Origin of the sequence: Sphingobium sp. SJ10-10 (assembly GCF_036038995.2) — a bacterium.
Classification (GTDB): domain Bacteria; phylum Pseudomonadota; class Alphaproteobacteria; order Sphingomonadales; family Sphingomonadaceae; genus Sphingobium.
In genome coordinates, this window is record NZ_CP158132.1 from 281,367 (window position 1) to 300,329 (window position 18,963).

The following is an 18,963-nucleotide window of genomic DNA, read 5'->3' on the forward strand; positions in this document are numbered from 1 at the left end:
ACCGGGTCTGCCTTGAGAAAATTGGTCCAATTCTGAAGAGAGCCCGTTTGGGCATAAGAATTGGAGAATTGTATGGGACGTCAGCGATTTACGCCGGAGCAGATCATCGCGAAGCTGCGTGAGGTGGAAGTGATTGTCGGGCGGGGTGGGACCGCCGTCGAGGCCTGTCGGCAGATCGGGATTGCGGAGCAGACGCTTTATAGGTGGCGCAAGGAATATGGTGGCTTGAAGGTCGACCAGGTGCGTCGGATGAAGGATCTGGAACGAGAGAATGCGCAGCTGAAGAAGCTGGTGGCTGATCTCGCGCTGGATAAGGCAATCCTGCAAGAGGCGTCGAAGCTGACTTTTTGAGCCCCTCCCGTCGCCGCGAGGCGATCGAGCAGGTCCGTCGTGTTCTCCCGGTATCGGAGCGACGGACCTGCCGTGTTCTGGTTCAGCATCGTTCGACGCAGCGACATCGTCCGAAGGATGACGGCGACGAGCAGAGGCTGACGGCCGACATCGTCGCGCTTGCCAAGGATTATGGCCGGTACGGCTATCGCCGCATCCATGCCTTGCTGGGCCATGCCGGCTGGCAGGTCAGCCTGTCGGTGGTGGAGCGTATCTGGCGGCGGGAGGGTCTCAAAGTGCCGAAGAGACAACCGAAGCGACGGCGGCTCTGGCTGGGCGACGGATCGTGCATCCGCATGCGCCCGCAGCATCGCGGGCATGTATGGTCCTATGACTTCGTCGAGGATCAGACGCGCAACGGACGCAAGTTCCGGATGCTCAACATCATCGACGAGTTCAGCCGAGAGTGCCTGGCGATGGTGCCGCTGCGGCGGTTCCGGTCGAACGATGTCATCGACGTGCTGGCCGATCTGTTCATCGAGCATGGCCCGCCCGAGCATATCAGGTCCGACAACGGCCCTGAGTTCGTCGCCCATGCGGTGCGCGAATGGTTGGGCCGGCTCGGCGTCACGACGCTCTACATCGAGCCGGGCAGCCCCTGGGAGAATGGCTATATCGAGAGCTTCAATGCCCGCCTGCGCGATGAACTGCTCAACGGCGAGATCTTCTACAGCCTGGATGAGGTCCGCTGCGTCACCGGCTGGTGGCGCGATCATTACAACCGACTGCGCCCGCACAGTAGTCTCGGCTATCGCCCGCCAGCGCCGGAAACCATCAAGATGCCAGCCTGGCCGCTCGGCTCCGCTACGCTTCGCCTCCCGCCCAGGCTGGCATCCGAAATGCGGATCAGCTAATTATGCAACCGGACCAGTCATCGCGGGCAGTCCAGATTGAAGTGGCCGGTCCGGATCTAGGAGAGGGAAATTAGCCGTTGAACGGCCGGACAGGGTCGGTTTGGCCGAGAGCGAGCGCAGGCTCCTGGGACAAAGCCGTCGTTTGGATTCTCAATAGCAACGGTCAGCTTCCGGCAAGACCTGACATTTTCAAGGTTCCGGCACCGGCCGCCTGGTTGAGCTATTCGGCCCATTTCCGACTTGGCGCTTTGGATCACACTGTGAAATCGGCGATGCGTTTCATCTTGAAGGGGGCAACAAAGGTGCCCAGCGCCCAACCAATCGGACGGGTAGTGATCAAGCCGCTCCTGTTTCCGTTGAAACTGCGCCCCTCTCGCATGACCCAGGCGCTTTGCGCTCGTCGATGACAATAGCGATCGTCGAGCCTACAGCTTAAATATCGCATGATTGAGTAGGATGATGCTGGAATAGCGGGGAAATAATGTTGACCGCCTCGATTGTTTAGCCGAACAGCTTCCGTCGCGCCGCGCGCCACTTACATCCCGATCTCTATGCTAAACTAGCGAAATGACAACTATAACCGAAAAAACGAAACGCCTGACACCCAAGGCCGACACTCTGCGAGAAGTTTTCCTCAAATCGGGCAACCTGTGCGCTTTTCCTGGATGTGGCGCGCTTATGATGGACGCAGAGGGTACCTTTATCGGACAGGTTTGTCACATTGAGGCGGCTGAAGAAGATGGCGAACGCTTCAACGCCAACATGACGAACGAAGGACGGCGGCAGGCCGAAAATCTCATTCTTATGTGCTATCCACATCATCAGAAGACCAATGATGTTGCAGTGTACACTGTCGAGAAGTTACGGAAGATGAAGGAAGATCACGAGAAGCGGTTTTCCCATCCCGATCGTGCCATTCTGGAAAAGCTCACTGACTGGACCGAGGCGGAAGAGCCGAGCCATGCGACCAACCTGATTCGACTTGACTCCGCGCTTGGCTGGGGGAACTCGCTCGTTGAACTGGTAGACGCCGCCGTGGAGCTTGAGGTCTATGTCGAACGGCTGCGCAACGTTCCAGTAGACTTGCGGCGATTTGCTGGCGCGGTGGTGAAGCGGGCCATTAAGATGGAAAATACCGGTGCGGTTCGGACTGACGTCGATGGCGTCAGAATTTTGATCAGCGACCTCAAGGGCGCGTTTCGGCTCGGCGAACGTGTGATCGGGGATCGTGCGAACCAACTGGACGCCTATGGAATTGCCGACGTTGATACGATCGATACCGATTTTGGGCCCAAAGCGGCCGTACGCATCCGCAACCTGAAAAGCGGCTTGCCACTTTGGATGGACCTAGTACGCTTTTGCGAAATAGAAAGTGAACCACTCGAAGCATTTACTGAAGATCTCGACTTCGGCCGGCTCGACGGCTGACATCGCCGTACCCCCTTACGGCCAATAGTTAAGGCAAATCCGAATCCTCTTATCGCGTGATGCTGGCGAAGAATTGGAAAGGGCACATCATGGATGGTGACAAACCGCAGATTCGGCGTGAAGAGCCTTCACCTTTCCCGAAGATCTTTGAGGAGGAAATGGCCTTGGTTCGGAGCGATCTGAAGGCGATTCTCGAACCTGACAAACCATTGTTTGAATATGCCAACTATGTACTTCGGCTTCTAGCATGGTGGGTCGCGACTGCCGTTGCTCTGAAAGCGGCGCATGGCATCGCGAATACAAGCTGGCGGCTGCTCGCCTATCTGGGTCTGGGGCTTGCCGGCCTGTTTGGGTGCTTGCTCACCTATCGTTTGCTAATGATCAACCGGGCTATGGCCGACGCCGTGGCTTGGCGTTATCATCAGCGGGGGCGTTGGGGTGTTATTGTCGCCTTGACCGTCAGCTTTTCCTTGATGGTGCCGTTCGCGGCAATGGTCTTGCTAATCTGGTCTGCGATTGCGCGATTGGGTCCTGTGTTCACAATCTAATCGCGAGCTTCCCCTCTGGAAGGTCCAAATTCACCCGCTGTTCCGAAGCGATCCGCGTTTGAGCGCTGAGTTCTCGTTTGGATAGACGCGCCGCAGCCAGACGACTTCGAATTGCGCGAATGACCGGGGCTGGCCGGAACTGCCGATAAGGCTCCCTAAGACGAACGACCGGCTCTGGTCGACACCTGCCGGGAAAGCGGACCGTCAGCACCTGGGGATCAAAAATTAGATGCTCGGCCTTGACATGCTGGCAGACTCGTTAGATATTTCTGTCATGACAGAAATATCTAACGAGTCGAAAAGCCTTCCTTCTGCTGTGGAGCAGTTTGTGCTGCGTTGGGGCGATATGGGCGGGCAGTGGGGCGTGAACCGATCGGTGGCGCAGATCCATGCGTTGCTCTTTCTGTCCGATCGTCCCCTGACGGCAGAGGATATTGCCGACAAGCTGGGCATGGCTCGCTCCAACGTATCGAACAGCCTGCGCGAATTGCTGGCCTGGAAACTGGCCTGGCGTGTTCCGGTACTGGGTGACCGGCGTGATCATTATGAGGCGGAAACCGATCTGTGGCAGATGGCGACGAAGGTCGCGCAAGGGCGCAAGGAGCGGGAAATCGATCCCATGGTCGCCGCGATCCGCGCCGCAATGGAGCATGCCGATGATCCCCGGATCAGCCCGGTCGTCCGCAAGCGCCTTCATTCGATGCACGACTTCATGAACACGGTTGAAAACTGGTATCAGCAGATGCTGAACGTCCCGCCCGCCCAGATCATGACCCTGATCCGCATGGGATCGAAGGTCGTGGGCCTGCTCAAGTTCGTCAGCGGAAAGGGGAATAAGAAGGAGGCCGATTAGGCCTTAACTTTTTGCCCTGTTATTTCTCTCAATACAGAAATAACCGAATATATTGGAGGAAGGGAAGATGGCCAGACCAGCGATCCGGAGGACAGACGATAGCGTCTTTTGCCGTTCAAGCCCTGACCAGATATCCGACATGCGCTTTAGGATGCTGCTCGGCGCGGAGGCATGGGACAGGCTGCCGCAGGCGGTACGGACCCGTTTCGCCAAGCGTCTGCTGCCGGGGCGTTCGGTTAGCTATGCGGGGCAGGTCATCACCTGCCGGATGAGGCCACCGGGTTGGCTGCTGGCGCAGGCGTGCCGCTTGATCGGATCGCCACTGCCGCTCGGCCGGGACAGCGGCATGGCTGCGGTCGTCACGGTGACGGAAGATGGCGCCAGCGGCGGGCAGGTTTGGACCCGCATGTATGCCCGCCCGCGCGGCTTTCCCCAAGTGATCCACAGCGCCAAGCGGTTCGCCGGGCCCACTGGGCTGGAGGAATATCTGGGTGCGGGCTTCGGTATCGCGCTGACCGTCGAGGCGAGCGCAACCGGCATCCGCTTCCGCAGCCATCATTACTTCCTCTGCATCGGCGCCCTGCGGCTGCGCCTGCCGCGCTGGATTGCGCCCGGCGCGCTCAGCATCGATCATGAGGACATGGGTGAGGGAGCGTTCGCCTTCACCCTGTCTCTCCGCCATCGCTTGCTTGGCGAGCTCATTCGCCAAGTCGGCCATTTTCACGATCAGCCCACCTCGCAACAGGAGGTCCAGCCATGACGACCACCCTCTGGCTTTTCATCGCCCTGCAAATGATGATGGGCGCATTCGACACTTTCTATCATCATGAAGGGACCGAGCGGCTCGCCTGGCGGCATGGCCAGAGCGGGGAACTGCGCCTCCACGGCATTCGTAACCTTGCCTATATGCTGGCCTTTGCCTGTCTTGGCTGGACCATCCCGAAGGGCGGCTGGGCAATCGCGCTGATCCTGCTGCTGGCGGGCGAATTGTTCATCACGCTTTGGGATTTCGTCGAGGAAGACCGCACCCGCCATCTGCCCGCGACCGAACGGGTCACTCATACTCTGCTGACGCTCAATTACGGTGTCATCCTCGCCATGCTGATCCCCGCACTGTTCGAATGGGCCAGGGAGCCAAGCGCGATCTTGCCCGTTCATTATGGCATCATGAGTTGGTTCTGCGCCATTGCCGCTTTCGGCGTGTTCGTGTCCGGCCTGCGTGACCTGGCGGCGGCGCGTCGTTGCCCGCGGCTTGTCCCGGCAGACCCCGCACCGCTCGCCGCCGCCCTTGGCCCGCGCAAAGCTGTGTTGGTGACGGGTGGCACAGGCTTTGTCGGCAGTCGATTGGTGGAGGCGCTGGCCAGCGCCGGTCATGACGTGACCGTGCTGACCCGGGACCGCGCCAAGGCGTTGCCGCTTCTTCAGGCCGGCCCGGTCCGCATCGTCACCAGCCTTGACGCGATCTCGCCCGACACTTGCATCGACGCTATCGTCAATCTGGCGGGCGAGCCGATTTCCAACAGCCCGTGGACCCGCGCCAAGCGCCAGCGCATCGTTCGCTCGCGGATGGTCATGACACAGGATGTTTTGCGCCTGATACAGCGGCTCTATCATCGCCCGGAGGTGCTGGTGAGCGGATCGGCGATCGGCATCTATGGCCTGCGCGGCGATGAGCCTCTGCGTGAAGGCGATAAAGGTACCCCCTGCTTCTCCCGCCATGTGTGTCTGAACTGGGAGCGGGCTGCGCGCCGGGCTGAAGGGCTTGGTGTTCGCACCGTCTATCTGCGCACCGGGCTGGTGCTGGACGCCAGCGGCGGGATGCTGGCGCGGATGCTGGCACCGTTCGAATATGGGCTGGGCGGGCGCTTCGGCGACGGGCGGCACTGGATGAGTTGGATCCACCGCGACGACCTCGTCCACCTGATCGTCCATTGCCTCGCCCGGCCGGAAATTAACGGCCCGGTCAACGGCACGGCACCGGTACCGGTCACCAACCGCACCTTCACCGCCGCGCTGGGTCGCGCTCTGCATCGACCCGCCATGCTGCCGGTGCCAGCCTGGCCGCTGCGCCGGTTGTTGGGAGGCTTTGCGGAGGAATTGCTGCTGCGCGGGCAGCGGGTCTTGCCTGCCGTCGCAACCCAAAGCGGTTTCAGCTTCCACTATCCCGATCTGGACGCGGCACTAGCTGCCATCACGGGCGCCGACAAGATGATGTTGACCGATGCGCCCGTCCACCCGCTTGCTCTCAAGGAAGGCTGCTGACCATGGCCAACGCTCTTTTTCTGCTGCCGGCCGACCATCTGCGGCATATGCTGGTCCGGCGGATACAGGACGTCTTCAATGATCGTGATCGTGGCGAAAGGCCGGTTATCCGTTCCGACAACGCCCTCTATCCGCGCCAGTCGGTGATCTGGCGCGTGCATGGCGATGTGACGACGATGATGATAGGCGGCGTCACCGCGTTGCTTCTCCAGATGTTGCATCCCGCCGCACTGGCTGGCGTCTGGGACCATAGCGGCTTTCGCGGCGACATGCTGGGCCGGTTGCGGCGCACCGCCCGCTTCATCGCGATCACCACCTTTGGCAATCGGGCGGAAGCGGACGCGGCCATCGATCGGGTGCGTCAGGTGCATGAACGTGTGAAGGGCGTCCTTCCTGACGGCACGCCCTATGCCGCCACAGATCCGCGCCTGCTCGCCTGGGTCCATGTCTGTGAGGCGATGGGTTTCCTCGACGCCTGGATCGCCTTTGCCGAACCGGGCATGAGCCGCGCCGACCAAGACCGCTATTTCAAACAGGCAGCGCAGGTCGCCCGCGCGCTTGGGGCCGATCCGGTACCCGAAAACCGTGCCGAGGCCGAAACGCTGATCGCATCATTCCTGCCGGAGTTGAAGGCCGATGCCCGTACCCGCGGCGTTGCCCGCATGATCCTGTCGCAACCGGCGCCGTCCACAGCGATGAGGCCCGCGCAGGCCATGCTGATGCAGGCATCGGTCGATATATTGCCACCTTGGGCAAAGCAGTTGCACGGCTTCCCGGCGCGGCCGCTGACATCGCCCTTGGTTCGGGGGAGCGCCTTCATCATTGCCCACACACTGCGTTGGGCCTTTAACCACCGCTGATGCTTTTACCTACGTCCATGGAAAGGGGCGCTCAGTGTGGACACCTTTCTTGGCACTTTCGCCATGGCCGGCTTCGGCGCAGGGCTTTCGTCATGAGATTTGGCAGCTTTCCTGAATCGTTTGCCGAGACTGGCCATTTGGGAATCAGCTGGAATTGCGCGCCCAAAATAAGAAACCGGACGGTCGGAACCTGAGAAACGAAATTTGCCCTCTGAGCGGCGAAGATGGGTCGCGGGCCGACGGCATCCGTAGAAATACCGTCGTTACGGTATTTCGGAACATCCGACATGACCAAGCGCGCGGATTTTAATTCTCTACGGAAATGTCACGCCATAGCCCGCGAAAGTCTTCTCCACCTCAGGACTGACTGCGATAGCGGCGGCGCGATCGCTCTCGGCTTTGGCTTTGTCGCCCTTGCGAGCCAAAGCAACCGCGCGTCCAAAGAGGGAAGCAGGCAGTGTCGGGCTTTTCGCTAATACGACATCATAGGCCGCTATGGCTTCATCCAGGCGGCTGAGGCGCAAGAGCACGAAAGCCCGGCTATCGATCGCCGCCAGACTTTCGGGTTCCTTTGCCAAGGCAAGGTCGCAGTCCTTGAGGGCCGCCTCCAGCGCGATACCAGCAGTGGCCTTGGCCCAGCAAAGATTGTTCAGAACCGCGCCACTCTTAGCCCGTTCGCGGGCCGTCGCGAAGTCCCGGTCAGCCTTGGCCATGTCGCCGCTCTTGGCGTAAGCAAGGCCGCGATCCGAAAGCAACCCGATATTATCGGGGGATTTATCCAATGCATCGGAATAGGTGGAAATGGCAGCTGTCAGATTACCCCTTTCGATGAGCAAATTCGCCTTGCCCGCTATGGCGTCGGGCATTTGGGGATCAAGCCTCAACGCGGCGTCATAGTCCGCTTCTCGACCCGCAATATCTTCCTTCGCCCTTATGTTCGCGCGATTCACATAGATGAAGGCCTCTGGCTTGATGGCCAAGGCTCTGTCGAAAGCTTGCATGGCCTCCTCCTTGTGATCGAGCGCGCCGTATATGCGCGCCGCTGCCACTTGGGCCCAGCCGTCGCCGCTGTTGTCGGTGGTCAACGCTCTGGCTTCGGCGAGGGCTTCATCGCGCTTGCCCTGATTTTTAAAAATGTTCGCGCGTACAAGTCTCAACTGAGCCCAATGCGGGTTAAGTTTGAGCGCTTGCTCCGCATCCATGAGTGCTGACGAAGCATTGCCCGCTTGTTGTTCGAGGATAGCGCGATGTCCAAGAGAAAAACTGTCTGAAGCATCCAATGCTATTGCTTCGCCATAAGCCGCTATTGCCGATTTACTATCGTTTCTGGCTTCCGATAGCAGCCCACGCGCCCGAAGGGCCACGACGTTTTTCGGATCTATCGCCATTGCAGCATCGATATCCTTGGATGCCGGATCAAACTGCTGCATCCATGCCTTCGCCAGGCCACGATTGGCCAAGGCAACGGCATTACGGGGATTAATGGCCAGAACCCCATCGAAATTACCGGTCGCCTTATCGAACTGACCCATATCGAGCAGCTGCAATCCCCGAGCCAGTAATATTGCATCCTTCTCGGCCGTGTCCGGCAGAGGAGCATTTAGCTCCGCCTCGGTCATGCGGTAGTTCGTGGGCTTGCGGAGATAGACTGTCCGTTCCACCAGATCTCGCAGCATCTTCTCGGCAGCCGGCGCATCCTTTGCGGGAAACTCCGAGGCGATGCTTCGGGATGAAGCCTCGATGCGGAAGACATTATTCACCAATTGGGCGTTGCGTCGATATTCGGTGCCCGCGATTACCTCATTCACCCTTGCGTTCGACAGGTCTCTGCCCTCCGGGAAGCCGGGTGGAAGTTGGATTTCTTCGACCGTGTGGTAATAAACAGGATGCTGTACCGCATAAGGTGCGTTCTGGTCGGGGCCGGCCGAGCGGGTGAAGTCGGCCTTGTAGCCAAGACCGATCTGATCGGCCTCATACATGCCTTCCTTCCAATCCATTTGCGCTAAGCCTTGCATGGAGAGGCGCTGCTCACCCGTTTGGGGATCGAAAGTGGCGCTAACAGACTTCACATCGACAAAATCGAACCGTCCTTTCCAATATTCCCGCAATGTGCGGTCTCTTGCATCCGTAGTCATGCTGGCCAGGCTGAGCTTGGTATTGATGGCACCATCGCCGCGCAATACGGTCTCGGCCTTGAACGGAGCGGGCATGGTCAGCCCCGCACGGGCGTCAATTCCAATGGTGAGATCCTCGTCCGGCTTTTCGAGTGCCCCAGCCTGCATGCGGACAAGCTGCGCGCCGCTCTTCACTAGCGGAAGACCCCAGCCGAAATCGGGTATCCGCAAGCGATCAAGGCTGAGATCGCCGGTGCGGGTGCCGTCCAGCCAGTAGCTTTTCCCCGCGATTGTCGCACGCACCAGGGCATGGTTGAACAAGCCGATCATCGGCAGACGCTGGTCAAAACCGTCTCCACCACCCAGATTGACCGCGACTGGCTCCGCGGCAATGCCCAGTTCCTTCAGTAATCCAAGCAACAGAGCGGTCTTGCCCTTGCAATCGCCAAAGCGACGCGACCATGTGTCCGCAGCATTCGCTGGAACATAACCGCCGGCTCCCATCAGTAGACCGACATAGCGAACACGATCCTGCACCAGTGCGAGCGCCGCCTCGGCACGTTTCACTGGATCAATCGAGTCTATCTTAATCTTTTCCAGTTCTGCACGCAGCGGTCCATCGGCCGGCACGACAGCGGCGTTGGCATAAAGGGGTGCCATGAGCGCGCCGAGATCCGCCCAGGACCGGAAATCGCTGAGTTCGATCACGCGTCCGATATTGTAACGGCCTGGAGCATATTTGGGAGGCGTGATCGGCTCGACATTATCGAGATTTATTTCAAGGGAACTGGTGGCGCCCGCCTTGACGATCTTGGCGACCGGCAGGGATGGGCTTTGGCGCATGGCCAACGGCAACTGGATGGGCCATTGCGCCTTGAAATGCGCGCGCGTGACAGGGACGCCGTTCCACGCCGCGCCGATCTGCTCAACATGCCCATTCAGAACCGGGTCGTTGCTTGAGATCGAGATGGCGAGTTCGAGAACGTCGCCAACCTGAAGACCTTCAGGCTGAATGTTGGCCGTGAGCCTCCCATCAAGCATTGCGCTTTCAAGATTGGGCTCGCGCCGTACCACTGTAAAGGTCTGACCCGATGCCAGCACATCAATGGTTTCGCTGCCACGATGGATGAGCAGCTTATGGACGGAAAGCTGATCGGTTTCCGGGTTCCAGGGCAAGGAAAGATTACCAGCCGCGAGGCCTTGCGGCGTTTGAATGCGTAGAGCCACATCCGAATAGACGGTTTGCCGACCCGTCTCAATTTTGACCTGCTGATCCGAGAGGAGAAGGCGGATCGGTGATTCATCTGATTTGTCCGGTATCGCGGGGATTGCATTTGGCTTTACCCAATCCGGGGCGGGCACAATCACTGGTTTGTCGGCGGCGGCATATGCATTGCTGGCCAACAGACTGGACGCCAACAACAGGTATTTTATTGATCGCATTTAAGAATCTTCCCCTTCTAACGCATCATAACGCGCATGATGGAGATTTCCATAAGGTGGCGATAGGATCAGGTGTCCGGAATGAGGGTTGTGCCACACTGGTCTTTCTGCGGGCTCCGCACTTCGGAAACGTCAATTCTGCATCCGAACGGCAGCAATGAAGCGGTGGCAGCTAGGTCACTTTTCCCGACCCGCTTTCGACAACCTTCCTTAATCGCTGACGTACGCCGTCATTCTGGACTCGGCTATTGAGGATCCGCAACTGAGCTGCCGGTCCGCACCTGGGAGTAAAAAAATAGGCAGATGAACGACCGCAAAGGGTCGAAAAACATGCCATTTATTCGGCTTTTTTGAACCCGCCTTTGAGAACCTTCGCTCCGTCGCGCAGGAAGTCGATGTGATCGGACCAGTGCTGCATCATGCGGACGCGCTCATCCCAATATTCTCCGCGCGTGTAGGCGCGACGCACCGCGTTGTTGTCGCAATGGGCAAGCTGCCGCTCAATCGCATCGGGATGCCATGGGCCCATCTCGTTGAGCAGCGTGGCCGCCATGGCCCGGAAACCGTGGCCGGTCATCTCGTCTTGCGCGAAGCCCATACGCCGTAGCGCGGCATTGATCGTGTTTTCTGACATCGGCCGATCGACCGAACGTAGGGAAGGGAAGAGGAAACGGCTGTACTCATGCTGAACAGAAAAACCGTGCAGATGAGCACAGGTTTGCGGCCCCACCAATCGCCGAATTTGCACCCTATGAGCGCCCCGGCCGCCATGCCGAATTTCGACATTCCGATGGCGGGCGAGAATTGCAACTTGGTCACGTGCCAGTCGGCCAGCACCGTGGGCGTGACATAGGCGAGTATCTGAAGACTGAGTCCTTCGAGCACCATAATGGCCGCGACGAGGCCCACGACAAGCAGTTGCAGATTCGATATACGACGCGTGTTCAGCAGGTCCGAGATGGTGTTATCACCGGGATTGGACGTACCCGGAATCTGTCCGGTCAAGCATTTTCATACCTCTTGTGCTCGGGCCGCTCCTGTGGTTTGCGAGAACATATGTATCGCGTTCAACGGAGGAATTGCGGCCACAGAGCATCCTTTCAGCCGGCGTGATTCTCGGTATGCGACTTGATGATTAGCATCAACAAGTATCGATAAAAAAGAGACTTTGCTCGATTTCTGTGCAAGCTTGCACATATGAGTATATCGGCTTTCAACTGGAACGACATACGTTTTTTTCTCGCGGTTGCCCGTTCGCGCACCATATCCTTGGCGGGACGGCGCACTGGCGCAGATCATGCGACGGTCGGTCGCCGGATTGCAGCGCTCGAGGCGGCGCTTGGTCTGCAGCTGTTTGAGCGTAATCCGCGGGGTTACAACCTCACCCGGCATGGTGAGACGCTCCTGACGATGGCGCAAGCGATTGAAGCGGAAGCGGTACGGATCGAGGAAACAGCGGCCGGTCAGCGGCAGGGGCTTACCGGTGCCATTCGCATTAGTACACCGGAAGGGTTCGGCAACTATTTCCTCGCTCCGCGCATTGGCGAGCTGGCCGCTGCGCATCCTCGGCTCGCGGTCGAGATGATCACAATCCAACAGATCGTTGCACTTTCGCGTCGGGAGGCCGATCTTGCAGTCACCATGTCGCTCCCGTCCACCGGCAATTTCGTTCACGAACATCTGACGGACTACCAGCTCTATGTTTATGCCTCCAAAACCTATCTCGCCTCGGCGTCACCTATCAGATCGCGGGACGATTTCGGCGAACATCCTTTTGTCGGCTATGTGGACGATCTGATCTTCACGCGTGCGCTAAATTATCTCCCGGAAATCCGCCCCAATCTGCGGGCACGATTGCAAAACAGCAGCCTGCAAGCCCAGATGAGCGCGACCGTTTCCGGCTTTGGCCTGTGCGTATTGCCTGCCTATGTCGCGTCCACAAATTCCGAATTGGTCGCGGTCCTGCCCGACGAAATTTCGCTTTGCCGGTCATATTGGATGGTGGCGGATGCGGAGATGGCAGAGACCGCTCAAGTAAGGCTGACGCAGCGCTTTATCCGCGGCCTGCTTGCAGAGGCGGGCGATTTCTTTACTGGATTGCCCGAACCGGAGCGCAGTTCAGGGCGATCTATGGAACGCTAATATATTTTGGGCACTGATCCGTTTTTCGACACATTGCTGCGAGATTGGCTTTGTCTCGGTCTCTACCCTATGGCATCGGCTTCAGATCATAACTGTGGACCATAGTGGAGATCGACTTGCGGGCAATTGCCTCCATCAGCGGCTCACCCGCAGTATCGGCCAATGTTACGAAGAGGTGCTCGCCGCCATCGGTGCAGCAAGCCACCGGAAGGGCGTCGCCCGTATTGATGGACTCGACGATCTTTCCATCGCGGACCAATATAATCGCGCGCCCTTCGAGCGTGGCAACCCATATGCCAGCTTCGGTCCCCCAAATGCCATCTGGGGCAGCTTCCGGATCCATCAGTGCCGCGAGGTCGGCATAGACCTGTTTGTCGCGTAACTTGCCGGGCGCATCCACCTGGAAGGAAACCAGCCTCTGCGCCGTCGTTTCCGCCACCACAAGTGTGTCGCCGCGGTTTAGCAAGGCCAGGCCGTTCGGAAACTGCATGTTCTCGGCAGCGACATGTGACGTGCCGTCCTTTGCCACGAATATCAGGCGGCCCGGGCGGGGTTCTTCCCCCTTCGGCTTGGAATAGGCAACATCGTCGACGTACAGATTGCCCCAATCGTCGCCGATCATATCGCCCAGTGGACCTACGCCCAGAGGAGCCAGATCGACGTAGGTGTCCCATTCGATCCCGGTCCAGACACCGATACGCTTTTCATGCATCATGGCACCAACCAACCGCCCGTCTGGCAGGAACCATAGACCGTTGGAAGGGGAGGGCAGGGGGGTCGAGCGCCATTGTCCGGAAGCGTTGGTCCAAAGCTTCGACCCTTGTGTGTCGGAAAGCCACAGCGCGCCGTCGCGCCACCGGATGCCTTCGCCCCACAACATGCCCTGTTGTCCGACCAGCGCTGCCTCCTGCGATTATGATCCGCTTATCAAGCGAGTGCGCTGGCGGCGCAGACGCCTCTTTTTTCAGAGCTTCCCGTTTTCGGGCCTTATGTCGAAGGCGACCACGAAGCGGGATATCATGTTGTACGCCGCGATCAGGCCGACAAGATCGACAATCTTTTCCTCATTATCGAATGCGCGGACTGCCGCGTCAAATGTGGCGTCCGAAACCTGCACATTTTCCGTCATTTCCAGGGCAAGCAGTGACGCTGTCCGCTCTTGCTCGTCGAACAGATTCTCGTTCGCGAAACAGGCGGGCATATCCGTGAGCGCATCCAGTTGTTCCTGACGGCCACCAGCGGCCAGGAACTGGGGACCATGACTTGCCACCTGATATTCGGCACCGTTCGCGACGCCGATCACGCACATCACGAATTGCCTCAGCTGAAGCGGCAGGGACAGGTTGCCGAGCATCCGGCTGAAGTCATTCCAACCGTCGGTGAAAACCGGGCTTTTGAGCATCAGCAGGTCCATATTAAGGAAACGGCCTCCGCGTCTTTCCTTGACGGCTGACGCTACTGCATTCGATGCGACATCGCTTTCTGTCAGAAGGGCGATTCTAGGCAATTAAGGCTCCACGATAGGGCGTTCATATTTTGGACCCCGCCATATGGCGAGACGGAGAAACGAAGCGGCAAGGAACAGCCGCATCTGCCGCAACGCCCCAACTTTGGGCGAGCGTCTATTCCTGGATCGTCGTTGCTCCGATCGGTTCTGGCCTAAGCGGCCACCACCTCGGTGATCGCCGGGTTCGGATTGGGCGGCGGCGACCAGATGGCGAGAACCTCATCTTCGAACGGAAAGTTGTCGGGTTGGTGCTGGTCGTTGACCATGTCGCCGTCGACACAATGTTCGAGCCGATTGCCGAACGGATCCCACCAATAGTCGAATACCTCGCTGCCGATGATGTGGCGGCCGACACCCCAATCGTGCGAATAGCCGCGATCCTTGAGATGATGATGGCCAAGCATCAGATCGTCCCAATCCAGCACAACCAAGGCGCAGTGATGGATGCCGGCCGGACCCTTCGCTATCGCGATCGTATGATGATCGGTATAGGCCTGTCCCGATCCGCAGTGCAGGAAAGCCACCACCGTATTTTTCGGATCGCCCTGATACATGCGATCGGACACTTCCATGCCGAGCAGCCCGCAATAAAACTCCAGTGCCGCTTCGAAATTCGGACCCTCCAGAACGGCATGTTCCAGGCGCGCGATGTGCGACGCGCCCCTCGTCGGCCGTTGTAGCAATCCCAGCCGGGGGGCTCTCTGCGAGTCATTCAGCACAAGCGGAGTCCGGACGGTGATCGGCTCGACCGTTTTCATCCCATAGACGATGTCGACCCTCATGCCGTTCGGATCCGTTAAAATCGCGCGAACGCCGCCGCCCACTTCGTCGGACTCGACAACCGCGACACCGGCCTGCTGTGCGATCCGTTCAAGATCCTCCCGGCTGTCGACGCGCAAGCCGACCCCCAGCCCGCGCGAGGGCTCACCCAACTCGGTGATATGGATATGGTGCTCGCTGCCTGTCGCGCGCATGTACAACGCCGTGTCCGTCCGTGCCGCTCGGATTAAGCCGAAGTCACTGAGGAAAGTTTCCATTCGATCGAGATCCGGCGCCTGATACCGCACGTATCCGATCCCTGTCACGCCTGCCATTTTCCTAACTCCTAATATTTAAGCGCCAGATGCAACCTATCAGTCGAATATAGCGTGAAGCGGACCCTCATCCATCAGACCCCGGTCGGACAACCGGTTCAGATCATGCTCCATTCGGGAACAATATCCGGTTGCGCAAGACGCCAATGCCTTCGATTTCGAGTTCGACCACGTCACCATGGCTCAGCTGCTTGTTCAGCTCCAGCCCGCACCCGCTGAGCACGGTTCCCGAGCCGATAACTTCACCGGCAAAGAGCGTTCTTCCGCGGCTGAACTGCACCAGCGCATCTTCGAAAAGATGGTGCATGCTCCTGGTTGAACCCGATGACCACAACTCGCCGTTGATCTTTGCCGTCATCCACAGATCGTACGGATCTTCGAACTCGTCGAGCGTCGCGATGCACGGACCGATGCTGTTGGCGAAATCCTTTCCTTCGGCCGGGCCAAGATTGGCCTGCATGAAGGGGATCTGGAGATCGCGCGCCGACCAGTCGTTGAAGATGGTAAAGCCGAAAATATAATTACGGGCGACCGAACGTTCGATGTTGATGGCGGTCTTGCCGACCACGCAGGCCCATTCAAGCTCATAATCGGCCCAACCCGGCTGCACCGGCCAGTGGATATCGCTGTCCGTACCGTGGATGTGCAGATGGTCAGCATTATAATAAATGACCTGCTTGTAGAATTCGTCATGGAGCCAGCGCCCGCCGGTGCCCTTCGGCGTCGGCTCCGGATGGCCGGCCGCCTTCGCCTGCGCCTTGGCGATTTTTCCGGCCGAAACATCCATATGCTCCAGAAACAGGCAGGTGTCCCGCAGCCTGATCGGCTGGGGAAGGGGCGCCAGAAGGCGCGGCGAGTCGACCATGGCGGCGGCGGGCGCCGTAGCCACCAACGACCGTGCGGCCTCCAGACCTTGCTCGCCTGCTTCGATCAGCGCCTGCATGCTGGTCGGGAAATTACTCAGCCCGGCGATCGACGCCGCCGCCGGCAGATCCAGAACCTTGTCTTCTACGATCGCGCCGAGCGCGGCCCCGTTCCCGCTGTTGAACGTTACGAGTCTCATGCCATCCTTCCTAATTCAGGCGACCGCTTCTTCTGCCTCGGCCAGCGCCCTGGCGATCTTGTTGGCTTCGAATTCGGGGAACCGCGGCGCCGTGCTGGCGACGATTTTGTTTTCGATCGCGCCGATCCCGTCGATCTCGCAACGGACGACGTCGCCCGGCTGAAGATGCTTCTTCGGGTCCATCGCATAGCCGACGCCTTCCGGCGTTCCGGTCAGCAGCACGTCGCCCGGCTCCAGAGTGAACGCAGTCGAAACATACTCGATCTGATCCCATACATTGTAGATCAGCTGTTCGGTGTTCGACTTCTGGCGTTGTTCGCCATTCACATAGCAGCGCACTTCCAAATTATGCGGATCTTCGAGCTCGTCCGCAGTGACGATCCACGGCCCGATCGGCCCATGGGTCTCGAACGACTTGCCGATGAACCAGGTCTGGGCGGAATTTTGCCAGTCGCGAGCGGAAAAATCGTTCGCGACGACATATCCCAGGACATGCGCCGGGGCGTCCTCGCGCGACACGTAACGCGCGGTCTGGCCGATCACAACGCCTAGTTCGACCTCATAATCGAGCATTTTGGTCACGCCGGGATCGACATCGTCATAAGGACCCGAAAGGCAGATGGTCGATTTGTTGAACCAGACCTGATGCTCGGGCGGAACCACGCCAAGTGTCACGCCTTCTTTGCAATGCTCGAGATAGTTCATGCCGATTGCGAGGAAGTTACGCGGCCGTTCGACGGGAGCAAGGAGCTTGACGTCGGCGAGTGCGACGCTCGGCTTGGCTGTCGCCACCTTCTCCTTCAAACGCGCCAAGGCTTCCGGCCCCGCGGCCGCGAGCTGACGCATTTCGGTAAATTCGGGCAGGAGATCGGAAATACGGGCGATTCCATCCCCGACTATTACCCCTATTACCGGCTTGCCATCGGCCTCATAACGTACGAGCTTCATATCCTTCTCCAGATAGTCGAGCGTTCCCTTGATTGAACCCATGCATATCAGGCATGTGCGATGCTGGCGCGATCAGAAAACCGAACGCGTGATACCTAAAGCCGACTGCTGCCCGCTTGCGATTGCACCGGGCCGATCAGGATTGCAGTTCCGAATTGGTTGTCGCCGGCGGTGCATGACTTGCTGTCAGATGGATTATGGCGACGGTCGTCAGGGACGCGCAATAGCAGACGAACGTGACAAGCCTGGCTGGCGCGAAATCCGAACTTGATATCATGGCGGAAGCGATCAGCGGCCCGACCACAAAGCCGGTCAGTTGCGCGGTTCCGACGAACAGGGCGGCACGCCTGCTGGGATCGACCGAGATCAGAAACGCGACATGAAAGGGCGGGGCGAACATCCAGCAAAATGCGAAAATGAGTATCGCGGGCGCCCATATGAAGATGTTGCCGCTCGTCATCGTCGTCAATGCGGCGGCCAATCCGCCGATCGCCGTGAAGACGACCACATGGCTCGCCTTCAGCTTTGCCGCCAAAGTCATTGCCGCAAGGCCCGCAACGATCTGGACTCCGGTTGCGGCGCTGACAATCATCTGCATTGACCGGACGGGTATTCCGACTTCGCTGCCGAGCGGCACGGAGTAGAGCCAAAACGCGGTCACGCCGGTCAGATAGAGGGTAATACTGAATAATCCCAGCAATCCCCGTACCGGTGGAACGGCAGCCCCTCTGGCACTCTGGATTTCCGCATAGCGATCGGGGGCGAGCCGGACAACGAACAGGAGGATGATTTCGATGATAAGGAACGCGATGTAGCCGGCATTGGGACCGAAGCGATCGAGCGCGAATGCGCTTAGGGACATCGAGAGCAGAAAGATCAGGGAGGCGCTCGTCAGGAAGAAGGCCGCGTAAAGCCTGGTCGGTGTATCGGATCGCGCCAGCATGCTCAAAAAGAGCCAGAGCAACACGCTGTTGCCCAGGCCGCAAAACCCTCGCAAAATCTGAATTCCCGCGCCGCCCAGCATAATCGTCAGACTGTTCGCCGTGAAGACGACGGCGAGCGCAATCGTTATGAGCCATTTCAGACGCCGGGGCGGGATATAGGCACTTGCGAGCGCGGTCCCGAGAACCATGCCGAGAGCCTCGGCGGTCGCAGCATGACCCATGGCCTCCGGGCTTATCTTGTGTGCGGCGAGCAGAGCGCCCAGAAGCATGGGTTGCAGGGGGGAGGTGCAGCCGCCGACTGCGCCAATAGCAATGACCGCCGCCATTTCGCGCACGGAGAACGTCTGGGCTTCCATTGTTGCGATTATCCTCTGCCTTCTTTTTTGCGTGAGGATTTAGCCCGTGCGGACGCAGAGGGGACGCATCAAAGGAGCGTCTAGGCCGCTTGCCCGCAGGGAGTTGTCCTTCAGGCGCAAGCGCCGTCGCTTGACGTCCATGCATATCGAACGGGCG

General features: G+C 59.1%; 16 protein-coding genes and 1 pseudogene. 8 read left to right on the forward strand and 9 right to left on the reverse strand.

What is annotated here, in order from left to right:
- The first annotated feature begins 72 nt into the window (after positions 1–72).
- The 7 genes from VVT58_RS01375 (at position 73) to VVT58_RS01405 (ending at position 7,195) form a co-directional block, all read left to right on the forward strand.
- Positions 73–1,244 (forward strand): IS3 family transposase gene (locus VVT58_RS01375; protein WP_405053715.1). Its coding sequence is split into 2 segments (ribosomal slippage): positions 73–346 and positions 346–1,244, totalling 1,173 coding nucleotides; the frame shifts between segments, so codons are not numbered across the junction.
- A 567-nt stretch (positions 1,245–1,811) separates the two neighbouring features.
- Positions 1,812–2,672: a hypothetical protein gene (locus tag VVT58_RS01380; RefSeq protein WP_327751889.1), complete on the forward strand. Its 861-nt coding sequence runs from the start codon at positions 1,812–1,814 to the stop codon at positions 2,670–2,672.
- 89 nt (positions 2,673–2,761) lie between these two features.
- Positions 2,762–3,220, forward strand: a complete 459-nt coding sequence (locus VVT58_RS01385) for a hypothetical protein (protein WP_327751888.1) — start codon at positions 2,762–2,764, stop codon at positions 3,218–3,220.
- A 274-nt stretch (positions 3,221–3,494) separates the two neighbouring features.
- Positions 3,495–4,073: a MarR family transcriptional regulator gene (locus VVT58_RS01390; protein WP_327751887.1), complete on the forward strand. Its 579-nt coding sequence runs from the start codon at positions 3,495–3,497 to the stop codon at positions 4,071–4,073.
- A 139-nt stretch (positions 4,074–4,212) separates the two neighbouring features.
- A complete protein-coding gene (locus tag VVT58_RS01395; protein ID WP_327751886.1) occupies positions 4,213–4,833 on the forward strand; it encodes a DUF4166 domain-containing protein in 621 nt (206 codons plus the stop codon).
- Entirely contained in the window at positions 4,830–6,335 is a 1,506-nt protein-coding gene (locus VVT58_RS01400; RefSeq protein WP_327751885.1) for a TIGR01777 family oxidoreductase, read from the forward strand. Before VVT58_RS01395 ends, VVT58_RS01400 begins: the two co-directional genes overlap by 4 nt.
- 2 nt (positions 6,336–6,337) lie before the next feature.
- Positions 6,338–7,195 (forward strand): oxygenase MpaB family protein, encoded by an 858-nt coding sequence (locus tag VVT58_RS01405; RefSeq protein WP_327751883.1) that lies wholly within the window; start codon positions 6,338–6,340, stop codon positions 7,193–7,195.
- Positions 7,196–7,509: 314 nt separating this feature from the next.
- On the opposite strand, the gene VVT58_RS01410 is transcribed toward VVT58_RS01405, so the two are convergent.
- From VVT58_RS01410 to VVT58_RS01420, 3 genes and pseudogenes are all read right to left on the reverse strand, one after another.
- Positions 7,510–10,713 carry a DUF3857 domain-containing protein gene (locus tag VVT58_RS01410; protein WP_327751882.1) on the reverse strand — a complete coding sequence of 1,068 codons (3,204 nt, stop codon included), beginning with the start codon at positions 10,711–10,713 and terminating at the stop codon, positions 7,510–7,512.
- Between the two features lie 376 nt (positions 10,714–11,089).
- Positions 11,090–11,431: pseudogene (locus VVT58_RS01415) on the reverse strand (tyrosine-type recombinase/integrase); the annotation flags it as partial.
- Positions 11,326–11,757 carry a hypothetical protein gene (locus tag VVT58_RS01420; RefSeq protein ID WP_327752061.1) on the reverse strand — a complete coding sequence of 144 codons (432 nt, stop codon included), beginning with the start codon at positions 11,755–11,757 and terminating at the stop codon, positions 11,326–11,328. The pseudogene VVT58_RS01415 and the gene VVT58_RS01420, both read right to left, overlap by 106 nt.
- A gap of 192 nt (positions 11,758–11,949) precedes the next feature.
- Between VVT58_RS01420 and VVT58_RS01425 the strand changes: the two genes are divergently transcribed.
- Positions 11,950–12,894, forward strand: a complete 945-nt coding sequence (locus tag VVT58_RS01425) for a LysR family transcriptional regulator (protein ID WP_327751881.1) — start codon at positions 11,950–11,952, stop codon at positions 12,892–12,894.
- A gap of 67 nt (positions 12,895–12,961) precedes the next feature.
- Here the strand turns inward: VVT58_RS01425 and VVT58_RS01430 are convergent, their stop codons facing one another.
- The 6 genes from VVT58_RS01430 to VVT58_RS01455 all read right to left on the reverse strand — a co-directional run bounded on the left by VVT58_RS01430 (position 12,962) and on the right by VVT58_RS01455 (position 18,806).
- Positions 12,962–13,774 (reverse strand): SMP-30/gluconolactonase/LRE family protein, encoded by an 813-nt coding sequence (locus VVT58_RS01430; protein WP_327751880.1) that lies wholly within the window; start codon positions 13,772–13,774, stop codon positions 12,962–12,964.
- An 84-nt stretch (positions 13,775–13,858) separates the two neighbouring features.
- Positions 13,859–14,308, reverse strand: a complete 450-nt coding sequence (locus VVT58_RS01435) for a carboxymuconolactone decarboxylase family protein (protein WP_327751879.1) — start codon at positions 14,306–14,308, stop codon at positions 13,859–13,861.
- Positions 14,309–14,553: 245 nt separating this feature from the next.
- Entirely contained in the window at positions 14,554–15,495 is a 942-nt protein-coding gene (locus VVT58_RS01440; RefSeq protein ID WP_327751878.1) for a VOC family protein, read from the reverse strand.
- Between the two features lie 103 nt (positions 15,496–15,598).
- Complete coding sequence (locus VVT58_RS01445; protein WP_327751877.1) at positions 15,599–16,558, reverse strand: fumarylacetoacetate hydrolase family protein; 960 nt, start codon at positions 16,556–16,558, stop codon at positions 15,599–15,601.
- Between the two features lie 15 nt (positions 16,559–16,573).
- Positions 16,574–17,548, reverse strand: a complete 975-nt coding sequence (locus tag VVT58_RS01450; RefSeq protein WP_327751876.1) for a fumarylacetoacetate hydrolase family protein — start codon at positions 17,546–17,548, stop codon at positions 16,574–16,576.
- A gap of 94 nt (positions 17,549–17,642) precedes the next feature.
- Positions 17,643–18,806, reverse strand: a complete 1,164-nt coding sequence (locus VVT58_RS01455; protein WP_327751875.1) for a hypothetical protein — start codon at positions 18,804–18,806, stop codon at positions 17,643–17,645.
- Positions 18,807–18,963 lie beyond the last annotated feature (157 nt).